Source organism: Modestobacter sp. VKM Ac-2982 (assembly GCF_026967935.1).
Taxonomy (GTDB): Bacteria; Actinomycetota; Actinomycetes; order Mycobacteriales; family Geodermatophilaceae; genus Modestobacter.
Map to the genome: position 1 here is coordinate 44,177 of NZ_JAPVBL010000004.1, position 26,313 is coordinate 70,489.

General features: G+C 74.2%; 23 protein-coding genes and 1 tRNA gene. 8 read left to right on the forward strand and 16 right to left on the reverse strand.

Annotated features, from left to right (window positions below):
* The 4 genes from O2W20_RS14685 to O2W20_RS14700 all read left to right on the forward strand — a co-directional run bounded on the left by O2W20_RS14685 (position 1) and on the right by O2W20_RS14700 (position 5,032).
* On the forward strand, positions 1-1,560 hold the full coding sequence (locus O2W20_RS14685) for a GAF domain-containing protein (RefSeq protein ID WP_269171435.1): 1,560 nt from the start codon (positions 1-3) through the stop codon (positions 1,558-1,560).
* 153 nt (positions 1,561-1,713) lie between these two features.
* Positions 1,714-2,679 carry a putative selenate ABC transporter substrate-binding protein gene (locus O2W20_RS14690; RefSeq protein ID WP_269171434.1) on the forward strand — a complete coding sequence of 322 codons (966 nt, stop codon included), beginning with the start codon at positions 1,714-1,716 and terminating at the stop codon, positions 2,677-2,679.
* Between the two features lie 53 nt (positions 2,680-2,732).
* Positions 2,733-3,422 carry a phosphonate ABC transporter ATP-binding protein gene (locus O2W20_RS14695; protein WP_269185519.1) on the forward strand — a complete coding sequence of 230 codons (690 nt, stop codon included), beginning with the start codon at positions 2,733-2,735 and terminating at the stop codon, positions 3,420-3,422.
* Positions 3,419-5,032, forward strand: coding sequence for a PhnE/PtxC family ABC transporter permease (locus tag O2W20_RS14700; protein ID WP_269171433.1), 1,614 nt, complete (start codon positions 3,419-3,421; stop codon positions 5,030-5,032). The genes O2W20_RS14695 and O2W20_RS14700 overlap by 4 nt, the downstream gene beginning before the upstream one ends.
* Before the next feature lie 85 nt (positions 5,033-5,117).
* Here the strand turns inward: O2W20_RS14700 and O2W20_RS14705 are convergent, their stop codons facing one another.
* From O2W20_RS14705 to hrcA, 3 genes are read right to left on the reverse strand one after another with little or no spacing between them, the layout of a single operon-like run.
* Positions 5,118-5,876, reverse strand: coding sequence for a 16S rRNA (uracil(1498)-N(3))-methyltransferase (locus O2W20_RS14705; RefSeq protein WP_269171432.1), 759 nt, complete (start codon positions 5,874-5,876; stop codon positions 5,118-5,120).
* The gene (gene dnaJ / locus O2W20_RS14710) at positions 5,873-7,009 is read right to left on the reverse strand and encodes a molecular chaperone DnaJ (RefSeq protein WP_269171431.1); all 1,137 of its coding nucleotides are present in this window, start codon (positions 7,007-7,009) and stop codon (positions 5,873-5,875) included. The genes O2W20_RS14705 and dnaJ overlap by 4 nt, the downstream gene beginning before the upstream one ends.
* A gap of 16 nt (positions 7,010-7,025) precedes the next feature.
* Entirely contained in the window at positions 7,026-8,048 is a 1,023-nt protein-coding gene (hrcA, locus tag O2W20_RS14715; protein ID WP_269171429.1) for a heat-inducible transcriptional repressor HrcA, read from the reverse strand.
* A gap of 246 nt (positions 8,049-8,294) precedes the next feature.
* Between hrcA and O2W20_RS14720 the strand changes: the two genes are divergently transcribed.
* Positions 8,295-8,660 carry a type II toxin-antitoxin system VapB family antitoxin gene (locus tag O2W20_RS14720; RefSeq protein ID WP_442929196.1) on the forward strand — a complete coding sequence of 122 codons (366 nt, stop codon included), beginning with the start codon at positions 8,295-8,297 and terminating at the stop codon, positions 8,658-8,660.
* A 4-nt stretch (positions 8,661-8,664) separates the two neighbouring features.
* Here the strand turns inward: O2W20_RS14720 and O2W20_RS14725 are convergent, their stop codons facing one another.
* Genes O2W20_RS14725 through O2W20_RS14740 form a run of 4 tightly spaced genes read right to left on the reverse strand, consistent with a single transcriptional unit; the run spans position 8,665 to position 12,085 of the window.
* Positions 8,665-9,273 carry a response regulator transcription factor gene (locus O2W20_RS14725; RefSeq protein WP_269171428.1) on the reverse strand — a complete coding sequence of 203 codons (609 nt, stop codon included), beginning with the start codon at positions 9,271-9,273 and terminating at the stop codon, positions 8,665-8,667.
* Positions 9,270-10,409, reverse strand: a complete 1,140-nt coding sequence (locus tag O2W20_RS14730) for a sensor histidine kinase (protein WP_269171427.1) — start codon at positions 10,407-10,409, stop codon at positions 9,270-9,272. Before O2W20_RS14730 ends, O2W20_RS14725 begins: the two co-directional genes overlap by 4 nt.
* A 36-nt stretch (positions 10,410-10,445) precedes the next feature.
* The gene (locus tag O2W20_RS14735) at positions 10,446-11,186 is read right to left on the reverse strand and encodes an ABC transporter permease (protein WP_269171426.1); all 741 of its coding nucleotides are present in this window, start codon (positions 11,184-11,186) and stop codon (positions 10,446-10,448) included.
* Positions 11,183-12,085, reverse strand: coding sequence for an ATP-binding cassette domain-containing protein (locus O2W20_RS14740; protein WP_269171425.1), 903 nt, complete (start codon positions 12,083-12,085; stop codon positions 11,183-11,185). The genes O2W20_RS14735 and O2W20_RS14740 overlap by 4 nt, the downstream gene beginning before the upstream one ends.
* 105 nt (positions 12,086-12,190) lie before the next feature.
* On the opposite strand from O2W20_RS14740, the gene recQ reads away from it, so the two are divergent.
* On the forward strand, positions 12,191-14,029 hold the full coding sequence (gene recQ, locus O2W20_RS14745) for a DNA helicase RecQ (protein WP_269171424.1): 1,839 nt from the start codon (positions 12,191-12,193) through the stop codon (positions 14,027-14,029).
* 125 nt (positions 14,030-14,154) lie between these two features.
* Here recQ and hemW read toward each other — a convergent pair whose 3' ends face one another.
* Positions 14,155-15,387: a radical SAM family heme chaperone HemW gene (hemW, locus tag O2W20_RS14750; protein WP_269171423.1), complete on the reverse strand. Its 1,233-nt coding sequence runs from the start codon at positions 15,385-15,387 to the stop codon at positions 14,155-14,157.
* Positions 15,388-15,426: 39 nt separating this feature from the next.
* Here hemW and O2W20_RS14755 point away from each other — a divergent pair, with 39 nt between their 5' ends.
* Both O2W20_RS14755 and O2W20_RS14760 read left to right on the forward strand, forming a co-directional pair.
* Positions 15,427-16,212, forward strand: coding sequence for an enoyl-CoA hydratase-related protein (locus O2W20_RS14755; protein WP_269171422.1), 786 nt, complete (start codon positions 15,427-15,429; stop codon positions 16,210-16,212).
* Positions 16,213-16,309: 97 nt separating this feature from the next.
* On the forward strand, positions 16,310-16,471 hold the full coding sequence (locus O2W20_RS14760; RefSeq protein WP_269171421.1) for a hypothetical protein: 162 nt from the start codon (positions 16,310-16,312) through the stop codon (positions 16,469-16,471).
* Positions 16,472-16,529: 58 nt separating this feature from the next.
* Here O2W20_RS14760 and selB read toward each other — a convergent pair whose 3' ends face one another.
* The 8 genes from selB to O2W20_RS14800 form a co-directional block, all read right to left on the reverse strand.
* On the reverse strand, positions 16,530-18,299 hold the full coding sequence (gene selB, locus O2W20_RS14765; protein ID WP_269171420.1) for a selenocysteine-specific translation elongation factor: 1,770 nt from the start codon (positions 18,297-18,299) through the stop codon (positions 16,530-16,532).
* Positions 18,290-19,627, reverse strand: coding sequence for an L-seryl-tRNA(Sec) selenium transferase (selA, locus tag O2W20_RS14770; RefSeq protein WP_269171418.1), 1,338 nt, complete (start codon positions 19,625-19,627; stop codon positions 18,290-18,292). Before selA ends, selB begins: the two co-directional genes overlap by 10 nt.
* Positions 19,628-19,688: 61 nt before the next feature.
* Positions 19,689-19,784: transfer RNA gene (locus O2W20_RS14775), tRNA-OTHER, on the reverse strand.
* Positions 19,785-19,848: 64 nt separating this feature from the next.
* Complete coding sequence (locus O2W20_RS14780) at positions 19,849-20,922, reverse strand: ABC transporter ATP-binding protein (protein WP_269171417.1); 1,074 nt, start codon at positions 20,920-20,922, stop codon at positions 19,849-19,851.
* 107 nt (positions 20,923-21,029) lie between these two features.
* The gene (gene arfA / locus O2W20_RS14785) at positions 21,030-22,541 is read right to left on the reverse strand and encodes an arabinosylfuranosidase ArfA (RefSeq protein WP_269171416.1); all 1,512 of its coding nucleotides are present in this window, start codon (positions 22,539-22,541) and stop codon (positions 21,030-21,032) included.
* Positions 22,542-22,686: 145 nt separating this feature from the next.
* On the reverse strand, positions 22,687-23,613 hold the full coding sequence (locus O2W20_RS14790; RefSeq protein WP_269171415.1) for a carbohydrate ABC transporter permease: 927 nt from the start codon (positions 23,611-23,613) through the stop codon (positions 22,687-22,689).
* Positions 23,610-24,566, reverse strand: coding sequence for a carbohydrate ABC transporter permease (locus tag O2W20_RS14795; RefSeq protein WP_269171414.1), 957 nt, complete (start codon positions 24,564-24,566; stop codon positions 23,610-23,612). Before O2W20_RS14795 ends, O2W20_RS14790 begins: the two co-directional genes overlap by 4 nt.
* Before the next feature lie 103 nt (positions 24,567-24,669).
* Positions 24,670-26,022, reverse strand: coding sequence for an ABC transporter substrate-binding protein (locus tag O2W20_RS14800; RefSeq protein ID WP_269171412.1), 1,353 nt, complete (start codon positions 26,020-26,022; stop codon positions 24,670-24,672).
* Positions 26,023-26,313 lie beyond the last annotated feature (291 nt).

Sequence of the window (26,313 nt, forward strand, 5' to 3'; positions counted from 1 at the left end):
ATGCGCATCGTCGCGTCCCGTCGCACCGTCCCCGACCACGGAGCCGAGCTCGTCGAGGCCCGTTCCGACGTGACCGCGGTGACGCGGGTGCTGACCGCCCTGGACCGGGCCACGACCTGCGAGGAGGTGGCCCGGGTCGCGCTCGACACCGTCCGGGACAGCTTCGGTTGGGCGTACGGCTCCTACTGGATGGTCGCGCCGGAGGACGGCGAGCTGCACTTCACCGTGGAGTCCGGTGACGCCGGACCCGAGTTCCGCGCGGTGACCCGGAGCGCCTCCTTCGCCGAGGGCGTCGGGCTCTCCGGGCGGGCCTGGAAGACCCGTGACCTGTTCTTCGTCGCCGACCTCGGCGAGATGACCGACTGCGTGCGCGCCCCGGTGGCCCAACGGGTCGGGGTGAAGAGCGGCGTGTGCTTCCCGATCATCCAGCAGGGCCGGGTCGTCGGGACGATGGACTTCTTCACCATGGCGACCCTGGCTCCGTCGGCCGAGCGGCTCGACGCGCTGCGGGCGGTGGGGCTGCTGGTCTCCCAGGCCTTCGGCCGGGTGGCCGAGGCCGCCGACCAGAAGCGTGCCGCCGGCGACGTCGCAGCGATCAACGGCCTGCTCCGCGGGCTCGCCCGGGCACGCACCCAGGAGGAGACGCTGTCCATCGCGCTGGACACGATCCGGCGCGAGTTCGACTGGCACTACGGCTCCTACTGGGCGCTGGACGCCTCGACGAACGACCTGCGGTTCGCCCAGGAGTCCGGCGACCTGGGGGCGGAGTTCCGGCGGATCACGCTGGAGTCGGGGTTCGCCAAGGGCGTCGGCGTCGCCGGCCGCACCTGGGCCGCCGGCGAGCTCGTGTTCGTCGAGGACCTCGGCCAGGTGCACGACTGCGTGCGCGCCCCGGCCGCGCGCAACGCCGGCGTCCGCTCCGGGGTGTGCCTGCCGATCACCGTCGGCGGCCGGATCGTCGGCACGATGGACTTCTTCGCCAAGCGGACGCTGATCCTCGCCGACAGCCGGCGCGACGCCCTGCGCAACACCGCCTTCCTGATCTCCCAGACCCTGGAGCGGCTGGCGGCCACCCAGCGCATCGCCGACGCCGGCCGGGAGATGGTCGCCTCGATCGACGAGGTGGAGCGCAACGTCGCCGAGGCCACCAAGGTGGCCGGGGAGGGGCAGCGCGTCGTCGGCGAGGCCACCGGGTTCGTGGCGGGGCTGGGGCGCTCCAGCGCGGAGATCGACAAGGTGGTGAAGGTGATCACCGGGATCGCCGAGCAGACCAACCTGCTGGCGCTGAACGCCACGATCGAGGCCGCGCGGGCCGGGGAGGCGGGCAAGGGGTTCGCCGTGGTCGCCGGTGAGGTGAAGGAGCTGGCCCGGGAGACCGCCCAGGCGACCGAGGACGTCAGCAGCCGGGTCGCAGCCATCCAGGGCGACGTGCAGGACGTGGTGGGCGCGCTCGCCTCGATCCGGGACATCGTGGAGCGGATCAACGAGACCCAGCACCTGATCGGGGGGGTGCTCACCGAGCAGGCGGCGGTCACCCGCAGCATCGTCGAGCTGTCCTGACGCCCGGGCGATCTCCGTCCCGACCACCAGAATGGCCATTGTGGTGGTCGGTGCCGCCGTGCGGGACGGCGTGGGTGACGATGGGCCGGTCCACCGTCACCCACGCTCCTGGAGGTCTCCCGTGTCCGCACCCCAGCCCCATCCGAGGACGTAGTGAGCAGCCGTCGCGCCGTCCGGTCGGGTGGCTTCGGAGAACACGCACTGAGCAGGCGCGGCTTCCTCGCCGGCACCGCGGCCACCGCCGCCGCGACCGTGCTCGCCGCCTGTGGCCGCACCTCCCCCGTGTCGTCGTCCGGGGGCTCGGCCGGCCCGTCGTCCGGCTCGCGGGGCTCGCTGACCATCGGCGCGATCCCCGACCAGGACCCTGAGGTCCTGCAGCGGCTGTACGGCACGCTCGCCGACTCGATGTCGGAGGCGCTGGACCTCGACGTCAGCTACCAGCCGGTCACCGACTACGGCGCCGCCGTCTCCCTCTTCCGCACCGGCGACCTCGACCTGGTCTGGTTCGGCGGGCTCACCGGCGTCCAGGCCCGGTTGCAGACCCCCGGCGCCGAACCGATCGCCCAGCGCGACATCGACGAGTCGTTCCACTCGGTCTTCATCGTCGACCCCGCCACCGGGCTCGCCCCGGCCGACGACCTCACCCCGCTGGCCGGCCTGCGCTTCACCTACGGCAGCGAGACGTCGACGTCCGGCCGGCTGATGCCCGCGTACTTCCTGTCCGAGCAGGGCGTGGACCCGCAGGGCTTCCCCGGCGGGCCCGGGTTCTCCGGCTCCCACGACGCGACGATCTCGCTGGTCTCCTCCGGCAGCTACCAGGCCGGCGTGCTCAACGAGCAGGTCTGGCGGTCCCGCGTCGAGGACGGCACGGTCGACCCCGCCGCGGTGGTCCAGTACGCCCGCACGCCGGAGTACCACGACTACCACTGGCTGCTCGGCCCGCAGGCGGTCGAGCGGCTGGGTGCGGACCTGCCCGAACGGCTGCTCGAGTACTTCACCGGCCTGCCCGCCGGGGACGAGGTGCTGGAGCTGTTCGGCGCCGGGGCGTTCATCCCGACCGAGGCGGCGAACTACGACCAGATCGAGGCGGTCGGCCGCGACCTGGGGCTGATCAGCTGAGCGCCGTCCTCCGGCTGGACGGCGTCGAGGTCCGCTACGGCACCACCCGCGCCCTGGCCGACGTCGACCTCACCGTCGACGCCGGCCAGCGGGTGGCCCTGGTCGGCCCCTCGGGGGCGGGCAAGTCGACGCTGCTCGGGCTGGTCAACGGCTCGGTGCCGCCCACCGCCGGCTCGGTCCAGGTGTTCGGGGCGGACCCCACGGCGCTGCGGGGCCGGGCCCAGCGGGAGCTGCGCGCGCGGGTCGGCACCGTGCACCAGCACCTGGAGCTGGTCGGTCAGCTGCGGGTGGTGCACAACGTCAACGCCGGGCGGCTGTCCAGCTGGCCGGCCTGGCGGGCGGCGTGGTCGCTGGTGCGCCCGCAGGGGGTGGCCGAGGTGCTCGCCGCGCTGGAGCAGGTCGGGCTGGCCGACCGGGTGTTCGAGCGCACCGAGCGGCTCTCCGGCGGCCAGCGGCAACGGGTCGCGCTCGCCCGGTTGCTGGTGCAGCAGCCGGAGCTGGTGCTCGCCGACGAGCCGGCGTCGGCGCTGGACCCGGTGCTGGCCGAGCGCGCCCTCACCCTGCTCGCCGGGCTGGCCGCCGACCGGGGTGGCGCGCTGGTCGCCTCGCTGCACGACCCGGCGCTGGCGCTGCGGCACTGCACCCGGGTGGTCGGCCTGGTCGAGGGCCGGGTGGTGCTCGACGCACCCGCGGCCGCGCTGACCGTCGGGGACCTCGCGGACTTCTACGGCGCCCCGCGGTGACGGCCGTCCTGGACCGGCCGCAGGCGCCGCCACGGCTGCAGCGGGTGCGGACCCGCTGGGCGTGGGGGCTGGGTGCGCTCGCCGTCCTCGGCTGGTCGCTGGCCGGGGCCGGGGCGTTCACCGGCGACGTCGTCAACCCGGCCGGCACCGGGCAGTTCGGCCGGTTCGCCTCCGCCGCCCTCTCCCCCGCCCTGGACGGTGCGTTCCTGCGCGTGCTGGCCGACTCGGTGCTGGTCACCGTCGCCTACGCCGCGCTCGGGGCGGCCCTGGCCGTGCTGCTGGGCGCGGTCGGCGCGGTGGCGGTCGCCCGCACCACCTGGGGACGACGCCGGCTGGGGTGGACGCTGTCCCGCGGGGCCCTCGCCGTCCCCCGGGGGCTGCACGAGGCGGTGTGGGGGCTGCTGCTGGTCAACCTGCTCGGGCTGGACCCCTGGGTGGGTGTGCTGGCGATCGGCGTCCCCTACGGCGCGGTGACCGCGAAGGTCTTCGCCGACCTGCTCGACGAGGTGCCGCGCGGCGGCCACTCCGCACTGCTGGCCGGCGGGGTGGGGCGGGTGCCGGCCGCGCTGTACGGGCTGCTGCCCCCGGCGTCCGGCGGGCTGCTGTCGTACTCCTTCTACCGGCTGGAGTGCGCGGTGCGCTCGGCCGTGGTGCTCGGGCTGATCGGCGCCGGGGGGCTGGGCTACCAGCTGCTGCTGTCGTTCAGCTCGCTGCGCTGGGAGCAGGTGTGGTCCTGCGTGTACGCCTTGGCGCTGCTGTGCCTGCTCGCCGACGTCGGCGGCCGCGCGGTGCGCCGGCGGGTGGCCGCACCGCGCTCGTCCGGAGACCGGCTGCGCCGGGACCCGGCGCTGACCACCGCGGTGCTGGGCACGCTGGCTGCGGTCGTCTGGTCCTGGTGGTACCTGGCGATCTCCCCGGCCACCCTGGTCGCCGACCGCACCGGCGAACAGCTCCGCTACGTGCTCGCGGCCGCCTGGCCCCCGGACGTCGACGGGTCGCTGCTCTCCGCGGTCGCGGCGGCCGCGGTCGACACGGTGCAGATGTCGGTGATCGCGATCGCCGTCGCCACCGCCGGGGCGGTGGTGCTGGCCGGGCTGGCGGCTCGTCCGGCCCGGGCGTCCGCCGGACGTCGACTGGCCGGGACCGTCGTCCGGCTCGCCCTGCTGCTGCTGCGGGCGGTGCCGCCGCCGGTGTGGGCGCTGGTGCTGCTGTTCGTGCTGCTGCCGGGGATCCTGCCCGGCGCGCTGGCGCTGGGGGTCTACACCCTCGGCGTGCTGGGGCGGCTGGCCGCGGAGGCGACCGAGGAGCTGGACCCGCGGCCCCGGGCGGCGCTGACCGCGCTGGGTGCCGGGCCGGTGGCGGGGTGGCTGTACGGGGTGCTCCCGGCGGCGACCGGGCCAGTGCTGGCGTTCGCGCTGTACCGGTGGGAGGTGGCGATCCGGGACACCGTGCTGGTCGGGCTGCTGGGGGCCGGCGGGCTCGGTGCGCTGCTGGCGTCGGCGGTGGCCGCCTTCGACTGGGGCGCCGTGACCACCGTGCTGGTGGCGCTGGTGCTGCTGACCGCCGCGGTCGACCTGGTCAGCGCCCGCGCGCGGGCCGCCCTGCGCTGAGGCCGCCGTCGGCCGAGTGTGCAGTCGTGGTCGCCGTCCCCGGCGTGTCCGGCCGTGTCGGCGACCACGACTGCTCAGTCGAGCGTCAGGCCCAGCGGGTGCGGACGCTCAGCGCGGCGAGGGCGGCGGCGCCGGCGGTCGACGTCCGGAGCACCTCCGCACCCAGGCGGACGGAGTGGGCGCCGGCCGCCCGGAAGGCGACCACCTCGCCGTCGGTGAGCCCGCCCTCGGGGCCGACGATGACGGCGATCGTCCCGGTCGTCGGCACCTCGACCTGCGCGAACGGCTGGCGGGCCTGCTCGTGCAGCACCAGCGCCAGGTCGACCTCGGCGAGCATCCCGCAGACCTGCCGGGTGCTCATCGGCTCGGTCACCTCGGGCACCCGCGGACGGCGGGCCTGCTTGGTCGCGGCCCGGGCGGCCGAGCGCCACTTGGCCAGGCCCTTGTCGACCCGGTCCTCCCGCCACCGGGTGACGCAGCGGGCCGCCGTCCACGGCACGATCCGGTCGACGCCCAGCTCGGTGGCCAGGTCGACGGCGAGCGGGCCGCGGTCCCCCTTGGGCAGCGCCTGCACCAGCACGAACTCCGGCTGCGGCGCGGGGACCTCGTGCCGGGCGAGCACCTGGACGCGCAGCGCCGACCCCTCGGCCGCGAGCACGGAGCCCTCGACCAGCAGTCCCTGCCCGTCGCTCACCCGGACCCGCTCACCGGCCCCGAGCCGCAGCACGTCGACGGCGTGCCGGCCCTCGGCGCCGTCCACGGTCAGGACGTCGCCGGGCGGCACCGCGTCGAGCAGGAAGAGCGGGGCACCGTCGGCGGAGAGCGCGTCCGGGGCCTGGCTCATCGGCCGTTGAACGCGTCGCGCACCCGGGTGAAGAGCCCACCGTGGTTCGCGCTGTTGCCGTCGGTGAGGTCCTCACCGCGCAGCCCGGCCAGCTCGCGGAGCAGCTCGGACTGGCGGCCGTCGAGCCGGGTGGGCGTCTGCACGTCCAGGTGCACGAGCAGGTTGCCCCGGCCGGTGCCGCGCAGTCGCGGGGCGCCGTGGGCGCGCAGGGTGAGCACGCTGCCGGACTGGGTGCCGGCCTTGATCGTGAGGTCCTCGATGCCGTCGAGGGTCTCCAGCTTCAGCGTGGTGCCCAGCGCCGCCGCGGTCATCGGCAGCGTGACCCGGCAGTGCAGGTCCTCGCCGTCGCGGGTGAAGACGTCGTGCGGGCGCTCGCGGACCTCGACGTAGAGGTCACCGGCCGGGCCGCCCCCGGGGCCGACCTCGCCGTAGCCGGCCAGCCGGATCCGCATGCCGTCCTCGACGCCGGCCGGGACCTTCACCGGGATGGTGCGGCGGGAGCGCACCCGGCCGTCACCGGCGCACTTCGGGCACGGGTTGGGGATGACCTGGCCGGTGGCCTGGCAGGTGGGGCACGGGCGGCTGGCGATGACCTGACCGAGGAAGGAGCGCTGCACGCTCTGCACCTCGCCGCGGCCGTTGCAGGTGGAACAGGTCTCCGGGTGGGTGCCGGGCGCGGTGCCGGCACCGGTGCAGACGTCGCAGAGCACGGCGGTGTCGACGGTGACCTCCGTCGTCGTGCCGAACACCGTCTCGTCCAGGTCCAGGTCGACCCGGATCAGCGCGTCCTCGCCCTCCCGGGTGCGGCCACGCGGCCCGCGTCCGCCGGCCCCGCCGAAGAAGGCGTCCATGATGTCGCCGAGGCCGCCGAAGCCGGCGGCGTTGCCGAACGGGCTGCCACCGCGGCCACCACCGGTCTCGTAGGGGTCACCGCCGAGGTCGATGATCCGACGCTTCTCCGGGTCGGTCAGCGCCTCGTAGGCCCGGCTGACCTCGCCGAACCTCTCCTTCGCGCCCGGGTCGGGGTTGACGTCGGGGTGCAGGTCGCGCGCCATCTTGCGGTAGGCGCGCTTGATCTCGGTGTCACTGGCCCCGCGGGCAAGGCCCAGCACGCCGTAGTAGTCGGTTGCCATGAAGCGTTCTCAGTCCTCAGCTCTCGGCCAGCAAGTGGCCGACGTAGCGGGCCACGGCTCGTACCGCGGCGATGTTCCCTGCGTAGTCCATCCGGGTGGGGCCGACGACACCCAGGCCACCGAGCGCCTGGTCGCCGGACCCGTAGCCCACGGAGACGAACGACGCGGCGGTCAGCGCCTCGTGCTCGTTCTCCTCACCGATGCTCACGGTCACCGTGCTGGGCCCCACCTCGGCCATCAACCGCAGGACGACCACCTGTTCTTCCAGCGCCTCCAGCAACGGCCGGAAGGTGCCGGGGAAGTCCAGTGCGCTGCCCTGCGCGAGGTTCGCCGTCCCGCCGATGACCAGCCGGTCCTCAGAGGGCTCGACCAGGGTCTCCAGCATGGTGGCGCTCACCGCGGCGACGAGCGGGCGGAGGTGCGGGGCGGAGTTGTCGACCAGGTCACCGACCTTGTCGCTGGCCTCCCCGAGCTTGGCGCCGGTGAAGGCGGTGTTGAGCAGCGTGCGCAGCTCGGCGACCGTCTCGGCCTCGGTGTCGACGGGCACCTCCACCACGCGCTGCTCGACCCGGCCGGTGTCGGTGATCAGCACCATCAGCAGCCGGGACGTCGACAGCGGCACCAGCTCCAGGTGCCGGACGGCGCTGCGCGCCAGCGTGGGGTACTGGACGACGGCGACCTGGCGGGTCAGCTGGGCCAGCAGCCGGACGCTGCGGCCGAGCACGTCGTGCAGGTCGACGGCGCCGTCGAGGAACTTCTCGATCGCCTTGCGCTCGGCGGCCGACAGCGGCTTGATCGCGCTGAGCCGGTCGACGAAGAAGCGGTAGCCCTTGTCGGTGGGCACCCGGCCGGCACTGGTGTGCGGCTGGGTGATGTAGCCCTCCTCCTCCAGCACCGCCATGTCGTTGCGGATGGTGGCTGGGCTCACCCCGAGGTCGTAGCGGGCGGCCAGGGCCTTGCTCCCCACCGGGTCGTTGGTGGAGACGTAGTCCTGGACGATGGCCCGCAGCACCCGCAGGCGCCGGTCGTCGTGCGCCACGGCTGACACCTCCCGTACCGGATCGACGTGGTCCGCGGTGGCTGCCCGGGCAGGTGCCTGGCACTCGCGTGGACCGAGTGCCAGCATACGACCGGCCGGCCAGGGCGTCCTCCGGCTCGCGGTGCCGCACTGCCGGATGGGATCGATCCCGGCGGCGGAGCGTCGGCGACGGCCTCGGGACGCCACTAGTGTGAGCCCGGTCGACGGACCCCACCGGGGGGCCGGGGAGCGGGAGGCTCAGCCCTGATCTTCAAGGCGGTGCGTGATGGACGCCCCTACCCCGACCACGGCTTCTCCACCCGCGACTGGGCGATGATCCCGCCCCGGCAGATCCGGATGGACACCCTCGTCACCACCAAGCGCGAGCTGGCCCTGGACACCCTGCTGGCCGACGACTCGACCTTCTACGGCGACCTGTTCCCGCACGCGGTGCAGTGGCAGGGCGAGACGTACCTGGAGGACGGCCTGCACCGCGCCCTGCGCGCAGCCCTGCAGCAGCGCAACGTCATCCACGTCCGGGTGCTCGACCTCGACTCGCTGATGCCGGCTCAGACCCCGGCCGAGAGCAGCTCCGCAGACGCCAGCCCGGCCGACGCCGGCCGGGCGCGCTGACGGTTCAGAGCCAGCCCTTCTCCTCCGCGACCCGCGCCGCCTCCACCCGGGTGCGCGCCCCGGTCTTGCCGATCGCCGAGGACAGGTAGTTCCGCACCGTCCCCTCGGACAGGAACAGCCGCCCGGCGATGTCGGCGACCGTCGCCCCGTCCGCCGCCGCCCGCAGCACGTCGGCCTCGCGGCCGGACAGCGGCGTCGCGCCGATCGCCAGCGCCGCGGCGGCCAGGTCCCGGTCGATCACCCGCTCCCCCGCCATCACCGCCCGGATGCCCCGGGCCAGCTCGGCCACCGGCGAGTCCTTGACCAGGAAGCCGGCGGCGCCGACCTCCATCGCCCGGCGCAGGAACCCGGGCCGGCCGAACGTGGTGAGGACGACGGCGCGCACCTCCGGCAGCGCGGCGGCCAGCTCCCGGGCCGCCTCGATCCCGTCCTGCCCCGGCATCTCGATGTCCAGCAGCGCGACGTCCGGGCGGCAGGCGCGGGCGGCCTCGAGCACCTCGTCACCGCGGCCGACCTCGGCCACCACCTCGATGTCCTCCTCGAGGTCCAGCAACGCCCGCAGCGCACCCCGCACCAGCGCCTGGTCCTCGGCCAGCAGCACCCGGATCGTCACGCGCTCACCGACACCGTGCTCACCGACACCGTGCTCGCCGACACCGGGAGCAGCGGCACCGTGGCCTGCAGTCGGTACCCACCGCCGTCCACCGGGCCCGCGGCGAGCTCACCGCCCAGCGCACCGACCCGCTCGCGCAGCCCGGCCAGGCCCGACCCCGGAGAGGTCCCCAGCACGGTGACCGGGTCCTCCGCGCCACGACCGTCGTCGGTCACCGTCAGCACCGCTCGCACCCCGTCCTCGGCCAGGCCGATCGTCACCGTGCCGGCCCGGCTGTGCCGCAGCACGTTGGTCGTCGCCTCGCGCACCACCCAGCCGAGCGCGGCGTCGACCGTGCCCGGCAGCGCCGGCACCCGGTCGGGCAGCCGGACGTCGATGCCGGCCCCGGTCAGCGCGGAGCGCGCCTCGGCGAGCGCCTGGGCGCAGGTCACCTGCCGGTAGCCGCTGACCGCGTCCCGCACCTCGGCCAGCGCCCGGCGGGCCGCCGCCTCGACGTCGGCCATCTCCTGTCGGGCGCGGGCCGGGTCGGCCTCGGCCAGCCGGCGGGCGAGCTCGCTCTTGAGCGCGATCAGCGACAGCGAGTGGCCGAGCAGGTCGTGCAGGTCGCGGGCGAAGCGCAGCCGCTCCTCGGTGACGGCGTTGCGGGCCAGCTCCTCGCGGGCCTCCTGCAGCTCCCGGTTCACGGTGATCAGGTAGCTGGTGCCCCGGATCCCGAAGGCGGTGAGCAGGCAGATGGGCGACAGGAACAGCAGGCCGGGGTCCCCCGAGGCCAGGGGCACCGCCAGGCACACCAGCGCCGCGCCGATGACGGCCGGCCACACCCAGCGCCCGGGCAGCGTGGCCGCGGCGGCCGCGGCCACGTAGATCATCAGCCCGGCCCAGCCCGGCCCGAACCCGACCGCCAGCGCGACGGCCAGCACCGCGGTCGCCGCGAACTCCGGCCGCAGCGCCCGTGGCCGGCCGAGCTGGCCCATCACCCGCAGGTAGACCACGGTGAAGACGAGCAGCCCGATCGCGCCGACCCAGCGCGCCGCCGTCGGGCGGTCGGTGGTGACCAGGTCGGCGATCGGGAAGAACTGGAACAGCAGCCAGGGCACCGCCCAGATCGCCTGACCCCACCAGTTCGACCGGTCCACGAGACGGACGCTAGCGCTCGGCCGCCCGGTCACGGGTCAGCCCGCCACCGCGTGCAGGGGGCGCCGCCGGGCGACCACCAGTGCGGCGGCGGCGAACACGGCGCCGTAGCCGGCCAGCACGAGCACCGGCGCGCCGGTGAACGTGCCGGCCGCCACGTCCCGGCCCAGCTCGGCGAACCAGTAGGACGGCAGGGCGTGGGCCAGCGGGACCATCCCGTCCGGGAACATCTCCACCGGGAACCACAGGCCGCCCAGGGCGGCCAGCACCGTGCCGAGGATCCCGATCGCCGCACCCGCGGCCTGGGCGTCCAGCGCCAGCCCCACCGCCACACCGAGGGCCACGAAGACCACCGACCCCGCCCACAGCGACCCGACCAGCGCCACCCAGGTGCCCAGGCCGAACTCGACCCCGTTGACGAACCGCCCGACCAGCGCGACGACGACCAGGCTGGGCAGCACCAGCAGCGCCCCGACCAGGACGTCGACGGCGAAGACCGACCCGGCGGGCACCGGGGTCACGCGCAGCTGACGCAGCCAGCCGGAGGAGCGGTCGAAGGCCATCCGGATCGTCGCGCCGAGCGCCGCACCGATCGCCCCGTAAGCCATCATCGAGACGAGGACGGCGCCGGCCAGGTCCTGGAACTCCCCGGCTGGGGCCTGCCCGCCGATCACCTGGGTGAAGAAGATCGTGAACAACGCCGGCAGCAGCACCGTGAAGAACAGGTACTGCTTGTTGCGCCCCACCCGGCGGAGCTGGAAGAGGAACAGGTCGGTCATCGGAGGGCTCCGTCCGCGGTGCTCGTGAGGTGCAGGAAGGCCTGTTCGAGGCTGGCGCCGCGCACCTCGAGGTCAGGCAGTGCGTCGTGGCCGGCGAGCAGCGCGCGCAGGGTGGCCTCGGCGTCGGAGGTGGCCAGCTCGACCCAGTCGCCCTCTCCGCCCGTGCTGGTGACGCCGGGCAGCCCCGAGAGGCCGTCGCGCGGCCCGGGGCAGCGGAACCGGACGGTGCGCCCGGCGATACGCGACTTGATCGCCGCCGCGGAACCGTCGGCGACGACCCGCCCACCGGCGACGACGACGACCCGGTCGGCGACCGCGTCGGCCTCGTCGAGGTGGTGGGTGGCGAAGACGACGGTGTGCCCGCGCCCGGCCAGGTCGCGCATCGTGGCCCAGAACGCCTGCCGGCCCTCGACGTCCATGGCGGAGGTCGGCTCGTCCAGCAGCAGCAGCGGAGGGGCACCGGCCAGGGCGAGGGCGAGGAGCACCCGCTGGCGCTGACCGCCGGACAGCGCGTCGACCGAGCGGTCGAGCACACCGCCGATGCCGGCCGTGGCGGCCAGGTCCGCCAGCGGCCACGGGTCCTGGTAGCGACGGCGGACCAGCGCCAGCACCTCGCCGACGCGTGCCTCGCTGGGCAGGCCGCCGTGCTGCAGCATCGCGCCGACGCCGCCGGCCTGCAGCGCCGCGGTCGGCTCGCGGCCGAGCAGCCGGACCGTGCCGGCGGCCGGGCGGAACAGGCCGAGGGCGGCGTTGACGACGGAGGACTTCCCGGCCCCGTTGGCGCCGAGCAGGGCGACGGTCTCCCCCCGGGGGACGGCCAGGGTCAGGTCGTGGACGGCGGTGACGTCGCCGTACCGGACGGTCAGTCCGCGGACGTCGAGGGCGGGGGTCTCGGGCATGACCTGAGCCTGGCGGTCACCGGGGGTCCGGCGGCAGTGTGAGACGTCGTCCACACCTCGTGACGGATGTCAGACCACCGGCCCCGACCCGCCTACCCTCGCCTCGTGGACGTGATCGAGGACCCCGCGCTCCAGGACCCGGCCCTCGAGGTGCTCGGTCGGGTGTTCGGCTACGACGCCTTCCGCGGACCGCAGCGCGAGGTCGTCGACCACGTCGTCGCCGGCGGCGACGCGCTGGTGCTCATGCCCACCGGTGGCGGGAAGTCGCTGTGCTACCAGGTGCCGGCCCTGCTGCGGGACGGCGTCGGGGTCGTGGTCTCGCCGCTGATCGCGCTCATGCAGGACCAGGTCGACACGCTGCGCACCCTCGGGGTGCGCGCCGGGTTCCTCAACTCCAGCCAGGACCGCAGCGAGCGCCGGGCCGTCGAGGAGGCCTTCCTCGCCGAGGAGCTCGACCTGCTCTACGTGGCCCCGGAGTCCCTGGGCGGGGGCGCCTCGCCCACCGCCCGCCTGCTCGAGCGCGGCCGGATCGCGCTGTTCGCCATCGACGAGGCGCATTGCGTCGCGCAGTGGGGGCACGACTTCCGGCCCGACTACCTCGCGCTGTCGATGCTGCACGAGCGCTGGCCCGACGTCCCCCGGATCGCCCTCACGGCGACGGCCACCCGGGCCACGCACACCGAGATCAGCACCCGGCTGCAGCTGGACGACGCGCTGCACGTGGTCGCCGGGTTCGACCGGCCGAACATCCAGTACCGGATCGCGCCGAAGAACGAGCCGCGCAAGCAGCTGCTGGACCTGCTGCGCACCGAGCACCCCGGGGACGCCGGCATCGTCTACTGCCTGTCCCGGGCCTCGGTGGAGAAGACCGCCGAGTTCCTGGTGGGCCAGGGCATCGCGGCGTTGCCGTACCACGCGGGCCTGGACCAGCGGACCCGCGCGCTGCACCAGTCCCGCTTCCTCCGCGAGGACGGCCTGGTGATGGTGGCGACCATCGCGTTCGGCATGGGCATCGACAAGCCCGACGTCCGCTTCGTCGCCCACCTCGACCTGCCGAAGTCGGTGGAGGGCTACTACCAGGAGACCGGCCGCGCCGGTCGCGACGGCCTGCCGTCCACCGCATGGCTGGCCTACGGGCTGGCCGACGTCGTGCAGCAGCGCAAGATGATCGACTCCTCCGAGGGCGACGCCGCGCACCGCCGGGTGCTCTCCGCCCAGCTCGACGCGATGCTGGCGCTCTGCGAGACCGTCGAGTGCCGGCGGGTGCGGCTGCTGGCCCACTTCGGCCAGGAGAGCTCACCCTGCGGGAACTGCGACACCTGCCTGAACCCGCCGGAGTCCTGGGACGCGACCGTCCCGGCGCAGATGCTGCTGTCCACGGTGCTCCGGCTGCAGCGGGAGCGCGGGCAGTCCTTCGGCGCGGGTCAGTCGATCGACATCCTGCTGGGCAAGCGCACCGACAAGGTGGCCCAGCACGCGCACGACGAGCTGACCGTCTTCGGCATCGGCACCGACCTGTCCGAGGGCCAGTGGCGCGGCGTCGTCCGTCAGCTGCTGGCGCAGGGGCTGCTCGCCGTGCAGGGCGAGTACGGGACGTTGGCGCTCAACGAGGCCAGCGGGCCGGTGCTGCGCCGGGAGCGCGAGGTGCTGATGCGCCGCGAGCCCGACCGTCCGGTGCGGGCGGCCCGGGCCCGTGGGGCCAAGGCCGCCGTCCCCGAGCTGCCCGCCTCGGCCGCCGGTGCCTTCGAGCGGCTGCGGGCCTGGCGGGCCGCCACCGCCAAGGAGCAGGGGGTGCCCGCCTACGTCGTCTTCCACGACGCGACGCTGCGGCAGATCGCCACCGACGAGCCGGCGACCCTGGCCGCCCTGGGCACGATCGGCGGCGTCGGCGCGACCAAGCTGGAGCGCTTCGGCCAGCAGGTGCTGGACGCCCTGCACGGCTGACGCCCGCTCGTCAGCCCCGCTGCAGGGGCCCGCCGCGAGCGTGCGAGCGGTGAGGGGCAGCAGTCAGGCCCCGTCCCGAGGCTCGCCCTGAGCCTGCGAAGGGTGAGGAGGACGGGGTCCTTTCCTCAGTCGGTGAGGTCGCGGACGACGGCGTCGGCAAGCAGCCGGCCCCGGTCGGTGAGGACGGCGAGCCCGGCCTCGTGCGGCCCGGCCGCCAGCAGCCCCCGCACGCATGCCTCCGCGGCCCGCGCCTGCCCGGCCGGCGACAGCGCGGCCAGCGGCAGCCCGTCACGCAGCCGGAGCCCCAGCATCACCCGCTCCAGCGCCTGGTCCTCCGCCGTCAGCAGCTCGGTGTCGGCGGCCGGGTGCAGGCCGGCGGCGAGCCGGTCGGCGTAGGCGGCCGGGTGCTTGACGTTCCACCAGCGCAGCCCGCCGACGTGCGAGTGCGCGCCCGGCCCGATGCCCCACCAGTTCGCGTTGGCCCAGTACAGCTCGTTGTGCCGGCAGCGCGCCGCCCGGTCGCGGGCCCAGTTGGACACCTCGTACCAGCCCAGCCCGGCTCCGCCGAACGCCCGGTCGGCCTGCTCGTAGCGGTCGGCGAGCACGTCGTCGTCGGGCATCGGCAGCTCGCCCCGGGCCACCCGCCGGGCCAGCCGGGTGCCCTGCTCGACGATCAGCGCGTAGGCGCTGACGTGGTCGACCGGCGCGGCCAGCACGGCGTCCAGCGAGGCCTGCCAGTCGGCGTCGGTCTCTCCCGGCGCGCCGTAGATCAGGTCGAGGTTGACGTGGTCGAACCCGGCGGCGCGGGCCTCGTGCGCCGCCTGCACCGCCCGGCCGGGGGTGTGCCGGCGGTCCAGCACGGCGAGCACGTGCTCGGCGGCGGACTGCATGCCCAGGCTGATCCGGGTGAAGCCACCGGCCCGCAGGACGGCCAGCGAGTCCGGCGTCACCGACTCGGGGTTGGCCTCGGTGGTCACCTCGACGTCCGGGGCCACGGGGAAGAGCTCACGGACGGCGTCCATGACGGCCACCAGGTCCTGCGCCGGCAGCAGCGTCGGGGTGCCGCCACCGACGAAGACCGTCTGCACCGGCGGGCGGTCGGGCCCCAGCACCTCGGCGGCCAGCCGCAGCTCGGCGATCGCGGTGCCGGCGTACTCGCTGCGGTTGGCGCCGGGGCCCAGCTCGTCGGAGGTGTAGGTGTTGAAGTCGCAGTAGCCGCAGCGGGTCGCGCAGAACGGCACGTGCACGTACAGCCCGAACGGCGTCGTCGACAACCCCTCGCGGGCGGACGCCGGGAGCATCGAGGGGTCCGCGGGCAGCGCCGGGGTCTGGCCGAGGAGAGGGAGGGTCGTGGTCATCGCTGCTCCCAGTGTGACCGCCCCCGGCAAGATGGCGGCGTGACCTCCGCGACCAGTGACGACCGCGTGCTCTCCGTCGAGGTGTCCGCCGGCGTGGCCCGGCTGACCCTCGACTCCCCCGCCAACCGCAACGCCCTCTCCCGCGCGATGCGCGCCCAGCTCCGTGCCGCCCTCACCGAGGCCTTCGCCGACGACGCCGTGCGGGTGGTGGTGCTCGACCACACCGGCCGGGTGTTCTGCTCCGGCATGGACCTCACCGAGGCCACCGGAGGCGCCGCCACCGACCAGGGGGTCAACGAGTTCCCCGAGCTGCTGCAGCTCATCTGGCACGCGCCGAAGCCGGTGCTCGCCGCCGTCCGCGGGCCGGCCCGCGCCGGCGGGGTGGGGCTGGCCGCCGCCTGCGACGTGGTGGTGGCCGGGGCCGGCGCCACCTTTGCGTTCACCGAGGTCCGGATCGGTGTCGTCCCGGCGGTGATCTCCGCGGTGTGCCGGCCGCGGATGCTGCCGAACGTCGTCCACCGGCTGATGCTCACCGGCGAGGTCTTCGACGCCGCGACCGCCGCCGCGGGTGGGCTGGTCGACCTGGCGGTGCCCGACGACGACGTCGACGCCACCGTCGCCGCCCAGGTCACCGCACTGGCCGCCGGGGCGCCGACCGCGCTCGCGGAGACCAAGCGGCTGCTGCGGTCGGGAACCGACCTGGCCGGGCAGTTCCCCGGGCTGCTGGAGCTGTCGGCGCGGTTCTTCGCCGGCGAGGAGGGCCAGGAGGGCATCGCCGCCTTCCGGGAGAAGCGCCCCGCCCGCTGGGTGCCGGCCGGCGAGTAGCCCCACGGACGCTCGTGCTCTGGTGCACCAGTGCAGCCAGAGCACGAGCGTGCCCGACCCCTTGTCGTGCCCGGCCCCACGGCGGCACCCTGAGGCCATGACCGAGCAGGTGGACCCCCGGGCTCAGTTCCGCCGGCTCCCGGAGCCGGTGACCCCCGACCAGCTCGTCGAGGTCCGGGACGCCGACCCCCCGCTGCCGGTCGAGACGCCGGCGCACGTCGACCTTCGGCAGCTGGCCGCCGGCGGCGGCCCGGTCTGAGCGACCTCCGGACCACCGTCGGTGAGGGAGGCAGCCCGCGGGCGGCTCCCTCGCCGGGTCAGCGCAGGCGGCGGGTGTTGTCCGGCTGGCGGAGGGTGACCCCGCGGGCGTCGAGCCACTCGGCCAGCGGGACGGCGACCCGGCGGGTGGTCCCCCACGCCTTGCGCGCCTCGCTGAGCGTGAACGGCTGCGGCAGCGCCGCCAGCCGGGCCCGGGCCTCCTCCGCGACGCCGGGGGCCAGGTAGATGCCCTCGGCGATCCGCACCAGCTGCTCGTCCCGCACCGCCGCGGCGAGCTCCCGCGGCCCCAGCCCGGCGGCCACCAGGTCACCAGCCTCGGGTGCGGCGAACGGCTCCTGCGCCAGCCGGGCCCGGATGCCGTCCACCGCCTGCTGCACCGCCGGTGGCAGCGCCGCTGCGCCGGCGACGACCCGGCCGTCCCGCAGCGCCAGGGGCTCCCGGACGAGCGCGGGCACCAGCTCCACGTCGGGCAGCTCCAGGGCCGACCGCAGCACCGCGGTCGGCGGACCGGGCTCCAGCGGGCGCAGCTGCCGGTAACGAGCCACCACCTGCGGCACCCGGGCGGCCAGCTCGTCGGCCAGCCCGGGAGCGAGGAGCCAGGGGCCGACGGCCGTGGCGTCGGCGGGCACCGGCCAGCCCATGGCGACGAAGTCCGCCCGGCGCACGAACCGGCGCCGCACCAGGTCCGCCCGCGCCCCGGCCTCCCCCAGCGGCTGCTCGGCGAGCTCCGCCGCGCGGGTCCGGGCAGCGCCGCGGCGGCGCAGCTCCGGCGGGTCCACGTCGCGCACGTCGGCGCCGTGCACCCGGCGGGCACCGGGGTCGCGCAGCAGCAGCCGGTCGCCGACCCGCAGCGGCAGCTCGGTGGCCAGCCGCAGCCGCAGCGCCGCCCCGTCCAGCGGCCGCACCCGCGCGGCGACCGTCGCCGACCCGATGTGCACGACCAGCTCCGCCGGCAGCTTCTCCTCGACCGGCCGCACCAGGCTCACGTCGAGGTCGGCGGTGCGCCGGAACGCGTCCGGGGTGAGCAGCGCGTCGCCGCGGGAGAGCTCCTCGACCGCCACGCCGCGCAGATTGAGCGCCACCCGGGCGGTGGCCGAGGCCGAGTCGACCGGCGCACCGAGCGACTGCAGCCCGCGCACGGTCACCGCACGTCCGCCCAGGTCCAGGCGGTCGCCGGTGGTCACGGTCCCGGCGGCCAGGGTGCCGGTCACGACGGTGCCGGCGCCCCGGATGGTGAAGGCCCGGTCGATCCACAGCCGCACCGGCGCGGTCGGCTCGGGCGCGGGCAGGCCGGCCAGCACCTGCTCCAGCGCAGCGGCCAGCTTCGGCAGCCCGGTGCCGGCGCGGGCGCTGACCGCCACGGCCGGGACCCGGCCCAGCGACGTCCCGGCCAGCCGCTCGGCTGCGTCGGCGAGCACCGGTGCGGGGTCGGCGAGGTCGGACTTGGTGACGGCCAGCAGCCCGTGCCGCACCCCGAGGGCGTCCAGGACGGCGACGTGCTCGGCCGTCTGCGCCGACCACCCGTCGTCGGCGGCGACCACGACCAGGGCGGCGGGCACCGACCCGACCCCGGCGAGCATGTTGCCCACGAACCGCTCGTGCCCGGGGACGTCGACGATGGCGAGCCGGCGGCCGGAGGGCAGCGTCGTCCAGGCGAAGCCCAGGTCGATGGTGAGCCCGCGTCGGCGCTCCTCCTCCCAGCGGTCCGGCTCCATCCCGGTCAGGGCCGTGACCAGCGTCGACTTGCCGTGGTCGACGTGGCCGGCGGTCGCCAGGACGTCCATCCGGGCGGCAGCGGTCAGCTCCACCGGCGGGCCACCTCCGTCACGGCGGCGATCAGCCGCTCGTCGTCAGCGGGGAGGAGGCTGCGCAGGTCGAGCAGGGTGCGGTCGCCGTCCAGGTGGCCGACCACCGGCGGGTCGCCGTGCCGCAGCGGCTCGGCGAACCGGGGGTCCAGGGCGACGGCGGCGCTGGGCAGCTCGAACTCCGGCGCTCCCCCACCGCCGACCCGCGCGGTCGACGCGACGGCGACCGCCTCGATCCCGCGGGCCTGCAGGGTGGCGGCCACCGCGGTGGCCCGGGCCTGCAGCGCGGCCGGGTCGGCGTCCAGCATCTCCTGGACCGGCGGCACCGGGCCGCGCAGCGTCGCCTCGAGCGCCGCGAGGGTCGTCTTGTCGACCCGCAGCGCCCGGTACAGCGGGTGCCGGCGCAGCCGCTGGACCAGCGCCGCCGAGCCGAGCACGATCCCGGCCTGCGGCCCGCCGAGCAGCTTGTCGCCGCTGCACAACACCAGGTCCGCACCGGCGGCCAGCGTCGTCTGCAGGTCCGGCTCATCGGGCAGCAGCGGGTGCGGGCGCAGCAGGCCGCTGCCCACGTCGGCGACCAGCGGCACCCCCGTGCCGGCCAGCGCCGGAGCCAGCTCGGCGACGTCGGCGGACCGGGTGAACCCGCGGACGACGAAGTTGGAGGGGTGCACCTTGAGCACCGCACCGGTGTCCGGGCCGAGGGCGTCGGTGTAGTCGGCCAGCGAGACCCGGTTCGTCGTCCCGACCTCGCGCAGCCGGGCGCCGGTGCTGACCAGCAGGTCGGGGATGCGGAACCCGTCGCCGATCTCGACCAGCTCCCCGCGGGCGATGACCAGCTCCCCGCCGAACGCGGTGGCGACCAGGGCCAGTGCGGCGGCGCAGTTGTTGACCACCAGCGCGGCCTCGGCGGCGGGCACGGCGGCCAGCAACGCCGAGAGCGCCCCCTCCCCTCGCGGACCGCGGCGGCCGGTGCCGAGGTCGAGCTCGACGTCGGTGGTGCCGCTGGCCGCCACCACCGCGGCCACGGCCGCGCCGGACAGCGGTGCCCGGCCCAGGTTGGTGTGCACGAGCACTCCGGTGGCGTTGAGCACCGGCGAGAGGCTGCTGGCGGTGCCGGGCAGCCCGGCCAGCACAGCGGCGACGACGTCGTCCGGTGGCAGCTCGCCCGCCCGAACGCGCTGCTGCGCGACCTGCACAGCGCCCTTCACCAGTTCCCGGCCCAGTCGCTGCACCGCAGCAGCGACGGCGGGGTCGGCGAGCACCGTGTCGGTCCGGGGCACGCGCCGGCGCGGGTCGGTGGTCGCGGCGGTGGTCGTGGCGTCCGTGGTCATCGCGGCCCGAGCGTAGGTGGCCGTCGCGGAGCCGGCCCGAGGGCCGGCTCCGCGGGGCGGCTGGCGGAGACGGACGGGAATCGAACCCGCCTGACCGAGTTGCTCGGCCACGTCGGCTTTAGAGGCCGCGGGGGCCACCAGACACCCTGACGTCTCCGCCGCCGACCTTACGTCCCGACGGCTGGACCGGCAGGTCCCGCCCGTCCAGCGGGACCCGACGATCAGTCCGCCAGCCTGGCGCCGTCGCTGCCGAAGAGGTGGACGTGGCCGGCCCGCGGCACGACGTGGATCCGCTCCCCCCGGCGGGGTGGCTGCCGGCCGTCGACGCGGACCGTGACGAGGGGCTCGGTGGCCCCCTGGAGGAGCCGTCCGTAGAGGTAGGCGTCGGCGCCGAGCTCCTCGACCACGTCGACCTCGACCACCGCGCCGGAGTCGGCGACCTCGAAGTCCTCGGGACGGACGCCGAGGGTCATCGTGTCGCCCGGGCTGGCGGCGAGGGACTGCCGCGCCACCGGGTGGACGCGGTCCCCGAAGCGGACGCCCCCGTCGGTCACCGGCACCTCGAAGAGGTTCATCGCCGGGGAGCCGATGAAGCCGGCCACGAAGACGTTCGCCGGGCGGTCGTACAGCTCACGAGGGGCACCGACCTGCATGAGCAGGCCGTCCTTCAGCACCGCGACCCGGTCGCCCATGGTCATGGCCTCGACCTGGTCGTGGGTGACGTAGACGGTGGTGATGCCCAGCCGGCGCTGCAGCGAGGCGATCTGGGTGCGGGTCTGCACGCGGAGCTTCGCGTCCAGGTTGGACAGCGGCTCGTCCATCAGGAACACCTGCGGCTTGCGGACGATCGCCCGCCCCATCGCCACGCGCTGGCGCTGACCACCGGAGAGGGCCTTCGGCTTGCGGTCCAGGTAGGGCTCGAGGTCCAGCAGCCGGGCCGCCTCCTCCACCCGGGTGCGGCGCTCCTCCTTGCCCATCCCGGCGATCTTCAGCGCGAAGCCCATGTTGTCCGCGACGCTCATGTGCGGGTAGAGCGCGTAGTTCTGGAACACCATCGCGATGTCCCGGTCCTTCGGCTCGACGTCGGTGACGTCCTTGTCCCCGATCCGGATCGCGCCGCCGTCGACCTCCTCCAGGCCGGCGAGCATCCGCAGCGAGGTGGACTTGCCGCACCCGGAGGGGCCGACGAGGACCAGGAACTCGCCGTCCTCGATCTGCAGCTCGAGCTGGTCGACCGCCGGCTTGTCGCTGCCGGGGTAGAGCCGAGTCGCTCGGTCATAGGTGACGGTCGCCATCGGGCGCACTCCTGGTGGTCGGGGATGCCGGGGATCCGGACAGGACGGACGGACGCGGGGTCATCGGCTGCGCGGTGGGCCGAGCCGCCGTGCAGGCGGGCTGGGGGTCAGCCAAGGGAGATCGCCGTCCAGGACACCGGGGGCAGCTCGATGGTGAGGACGCCGTCCTGCAGGTGGGCGCTCTTGTTCGCCACCGGGGTGACCCGGGTCGGCTCGGCCAGGGTGTTGACCGCGTAGGGGTCGTCGTCGTTCAGGGTGTGCGTCTCCAGGACGCGGACGTCGCCGAGGCTGCTGGCGTCGACGGTCACCGTCGTCGGCCCCTCGATCGCCCGGTTGACCAGGAAGACCGCCGTGGCGCCGGTCTCCGGGTCGTGGGTGGCGACCGCGTCGACCAGCGGGACGTCGCCGTGCTCGGTCGTCCGGTAGGTCTCGCTCGACAGCTCGACGCGCAACGCGGTGCCCCGGGCCAGTCGGGAGGTCAGCGCGAAGGGGAAGAACGTCGTCTGCCGCCAGGCCGGCCCGCCGGGCTCGGTCATGATCGGCGCGATGACGTTGACCAGCTGCGCCAGGCTGGCGGAGGTGACCCGGTCGGCGTGCTTGAGCAGCGAGATGAGCAGGCTGCCGACGACGACGGCGTCCGCGACGTGGTACGCGTCCTCGAGCAGGCGGGGCGCGTAGGGCCACTGCTCGATGTCGGTGATCTGGTCCTCGGCGTGGAAGCGCTCCTGGTACCAGACGTTCCACTCGTCGAAGGCGACGTTGATCGTCTTGGCGCTGCGCAGCTCGGCCTTGACGTGGTCGGCGGTGGCGACGACGGACTCGATGAAGTGGTCCATGTCGACGGCCGAGGCGAGGAAGCCGGCCAGGTCGCCGTTCCGCTCGGCGTAGTAGGCGTGGCAGGAGATGTAGTCGACGTCCTCGTAGGTGTGCTGCAGCACGGTGCGCTCCCACGCGCCGAACGTCGGCATGGCCGAGTTGGAGCTGCCGCACACCACGAGCTCGACCGACGGGTCCAGCTGGCGCATGGCCTTGGCGGTCTGGGCGGCGATCTTGCCGTAGTCCTCCGCGCTGCGGTGCCCCAGCTGCCACGGGCCGTCCATCTCGTTGCCCAGGCACCACATCGTCACGCCGAACGGCTCCGGGGTGCCGTCGGCGATCCGCTGGTCCGACAGGGCCGACCCGGACCGGACGTTGCTGTACTCGAGGAGGTCGAGGGCCTCCAGCACACCGCGGGTGCCGAGGTTGACGGCCAGCATCAGCTCGCTGCCAGCCTTGTCGTTCCAGCGGGCGAACTCGTGCAGGCCCACCTGGTTGGTCTCCAGCGAGTGCCAGGCCAGGTCCAGGCGCTTCGGCCGGGACTCCCGCGGCCCGACGCCGTCCTCCCACCGGTAGCCGGAGACGAAGTTGCCGCCGGGGTAGCGGATGGTCGAGACCCCGAGTTCGCGGACCAGCTCCAGCACGTCGGTCCGGAAGCCCTCCTCGTCTGCCGTCGGGTGGCCGGGCTCGTAGAGGCCGTCGTAGACGCAGCGGCCCAGGTGCTCGACGAAGGAGCCGAAGACCCGCCGGTGGACGGCGCCGATGGTGAAGCGGGGGTCGAGCGTCAGGTGTGCAGTGGACATGAGGGTTCCTCGACGTGGGGGCGGCCGGGCCGCGCGATGGGGTGACGGGCCTGCAACAGGTCCGTGCGAGGGAGGTCTGACGGGCAGCACGAGGGCGTGCACCGCGCCGGCCGGGGCCCGACGCCGGTGGCGGGCCGCCGGTGAGCTACTTGAGGCTGCCGATGGACAGGCCGCCCTGCCAGTACCGCTGGAGGCCGAGGAAGGCGGCGATCAGCGGGATGATCGACACCAGCGAACCGACGACGATCAGCGTGTAGAGGGAGACGCCGCCGCCGTTGTTGGCCCCGGCGAGCCCCTGCCAGAGGTTGATCCCCACGGTGATCGGGAAGAGCTCGGAGTCCGACAGGACGGCGAGGGGCAGGAAGTAGTTGTTCCAGGTGCCCACGACCGACAGCAGCAGCACCGTGACGATCGCCGGGCGCATCAGGGGCAGCGCGACCTGGAAGAAGGTGCGGAACTCCCCCGCGCCGTCCATCCGGGCCGCGTCCAGCAGCTCGTCGGGCACGCCGTCGGCGGTGTAGACCCGCATCAGGTAGACGCCGAACGGGCTGAGCATCGACGGCAGGATCACCGCCCACGCGGTGTTGGTGAGCTCGACCTCCGACAGCATCACGAAGGTGGGGATGACCAGGGCGGTCATCGGGACCATCACCGCGCCGAGCAGCAGCGCGAAGGACAACCGGCGACCCGGGAAGTCGAACTTGGCGAACGCGTACCCGGCGAGCACGGCCAGGATGGTGGCCCCGATGCCGCCACCGAAGGCGTAGAGCAGCGAGTTGCCGAGCCACCTGAGGTAGATGCCGTCGTTGTAGGTGAACAGCGTCGAGAGGTTGTCGAAGAGGGCGAAGTCCTCCCCGAACCACAGCGCACCGTTCGGCGAGTTGAACAGCCCGCCGGGGCTCTTGGTGCTGGCCACGATGAGGAACCACAGCGGCAGCACGAAGTAGAGGACGAGGAAGGCCAGGAACAGGTGCGAGCCGGTACGACGCCGACGCGGGCGTCGGGCACGGCGGCCCTCCCGGAGGGCGTGGACCGCGTCGTCGGCGCGGACGGGGCTGGACAGGACGCTCACTTGAGGAACCCCCCACGCTTGCGGGTCAGGAAGAGGAAGACGTAGACGCCGATGAACACCACGATGCCCAGGGCGAAGGAGATGGCCGAGGCGTAGTTGAACTGGGCGAACCGGAACGCCAGGTTGAAGGCGTAGACGTTCGGGGTGATGTCGGTGGTGATCGACCCGTTGGAGATCGGCAGCAGCACCTGTGGCTCGGTGAAGAACTGCAGGGTGCCGATGACGGCGAACACCAGGATGAGCACGAGCGCGGAGCTGATCATCGGGATCTTGATCTTCAGCGCGATCTGCCAGGCCTTCGCGCCGTCCATCCGGGCCGCCTCGTAGACGGCCGGGTCGATCCCCTGCAGCGCTGCGTAGATGATGATCATGTAGTAGCCGGCCCACTGCCAGGTCACCACGTTCGTCAGCCCGTAGAACAGGTTGTCCGGGCTGAGCAGGAACGGTGCGCCCTCCCCGAACAGCTGCTCCAGCGGCCCGAAGTTCGGGCTGTAGAGGAAGCCCCAGAGCACCGCACCGATGACGGCGGGGATCGCGTAGGGGACGAAGATCATGAGCCGGGAGAACGTGGCGAAGCGGCTGGTGAGCGAGTCGAGCACCAACGCCGCGGCCAGGGAGACCAGCATCTGGACCGGGATGACCACGACGGCGAAGCGCACCACGAACCACACACCGGACAGGAAGGCCGGGTCGGTGAAGGCCCGGCTGTAGTTCGCCAGACCGGCGAACTCCTCACCGGTGGCCAGCCCGTTGGTGAAGAGGCTGAGGTAGAAGGCGTACAGCAGCGGGCCGACCAGGAACAGCAGGAAGACCACCGCGAACGGGGCCAGGAACACCCACCCGACCATGCCGTTGCCGCGCCGCTTGCGTCGGCGGGTGCCCCGCCGTCCGGTGGCCACCGTGGCCCCTGCTGCGGGGGACACCGGCCGCGGTGCCGTGTCCAGCGTTGCCATCACCGTCTCGCTCTCGTTCTGGGGAGGTGGGGGTGCCCGGTCGCGGGGAGGGCGGTGCGCCCTCCCCGCGACCGGACGGAGTGGTCCGGCTGGGCCGGCAGCCTCAGTTGAGCGTGAAGCCCTGCTGCTCGGCGTAGGCCTCCATCTCCGCCTGCAGGTCGTCCAGCGCCTCCGAGCCGGTCTTCTCACCGGCGTTGATCGCGGCGATCTCCTCGGTGAACTGGGCGTAGAACGTGGTGCCGAAGGGGCTGTAGGTCGACCCCTCGTAGGCGTTGGCCGCCGGGATGTAGACGTCCTTGTTGGCGGTCTGGCCGTCGAAGAACTCCGACTCGTGGTCGATGAACTCCTGCGAGTTCAGCACCGACTGGTTCAGCGGGAAGATCGTCTGCGACGTCCACCCGTCGGTCAGCGACGGCTCGTCGGCGTACAGCTCCATCGCCACCTGCGCGGCCAGCTCCGTGTCCTCCGCCTGGCTGGTCACCGCGAGGACCGAACCACCCCAGTTGACCGAGACGGGGTTGGCCGGGTCCCACTGCGGCAGCGGGGCGACGCGCCAGGTGCCGGCGTCCGCGCCCTCACCCGCGCCGGCGCCGGTCAGGTAGCCGGGCGCCCAGGCGGCGGAGATGTAGGTGGCGTAGTCGCCGTTGATCGCACCGGAGATGTACTCGGTGGTGAACTGGTCCTGGGTGCCGACGAGCCCGTCCTCGACCAGGCCGGCCCAGTAGTCCAGGACCTCCTTGCTCTCCGGGCTGTTGAGGTCGATCTCCAGCTCGGTCGGGTTCGCCGAGTCGTAGGTCCACGGCTCCGCGCCGTTCTGCTGCATCAGCGCCACGGTGGGGGCCGGGACGTTCGCCGGGAGGTCGCCCATCAGCGGCCCACCGGCCGCCTTCAGCTTCTCCGCCGCGGCCCGGTACTCGTCCCAGGTGGTGGGCGGGGTGATGCCGTACTGGTCGAAGACGTCCTGGCGGTACATCATCGCCATCGGGCCACCGTCGATCGGGATGCCGTACACCGCGTCGCCGCTGGACACGTCGCGCCAGGCACCCTCGCCGAAGTTGCCCTCGACCTCGCTGGCCCCGTACTCGCTCAGGTCGACCAGCGCCTCCTGCAGGGCGAAGACCGGGACGGTGTCGGTCTCCAGCATGATCACGTCCGGGGCGCCGCGGCCGGCCGAGACGGCGGTCTGGAACTTGGCGTACTCGTCGGCCCCCTGGCCGGCGTTGGTGAGGCAGACCTGCACGTCGGTGTGGGTGTCGTTGAAGTTCTCCACCACCGTCTTCATGTTCGGGTACCACGCCCACACGGAGACGACCGGCGCGTCCGCGTTGGCGATGGGCACGCTGCAGGACCCGCCACCGCTGGCGGCGGCCTCGTCGTCACCACCTCCGCCACAGGCGGTGAGGCTGGTCATGACGGTCCCCGCACCGAACAGTGCGGTCATGAGCTTCTTGTTCACGGGAGGTCCCTCTCGGAGTGACGGCCACGGACGCCGTCGTCGGTGGCTGGGGCCGGCTGCACGTTCGGCCCCTGTGGAGCGAGGTGCGACGAGCTGCAGTGGGCGAGGGTGTCGCCCAGCGCCGCGCGCAGGACACCCGGTCGCTGGGTGGTGACCGGGAGCAGGCGCCGGAGCGCCGCACACGTTGGCGACTGTGCCGTGGAGCACCTTCTACAACGTTGTGAAGAGCAATGTGGTCCATCCCACGACCGGTGTCAAGAGGGCTCGGCAGAACGCGCCGACGTGCGCGGC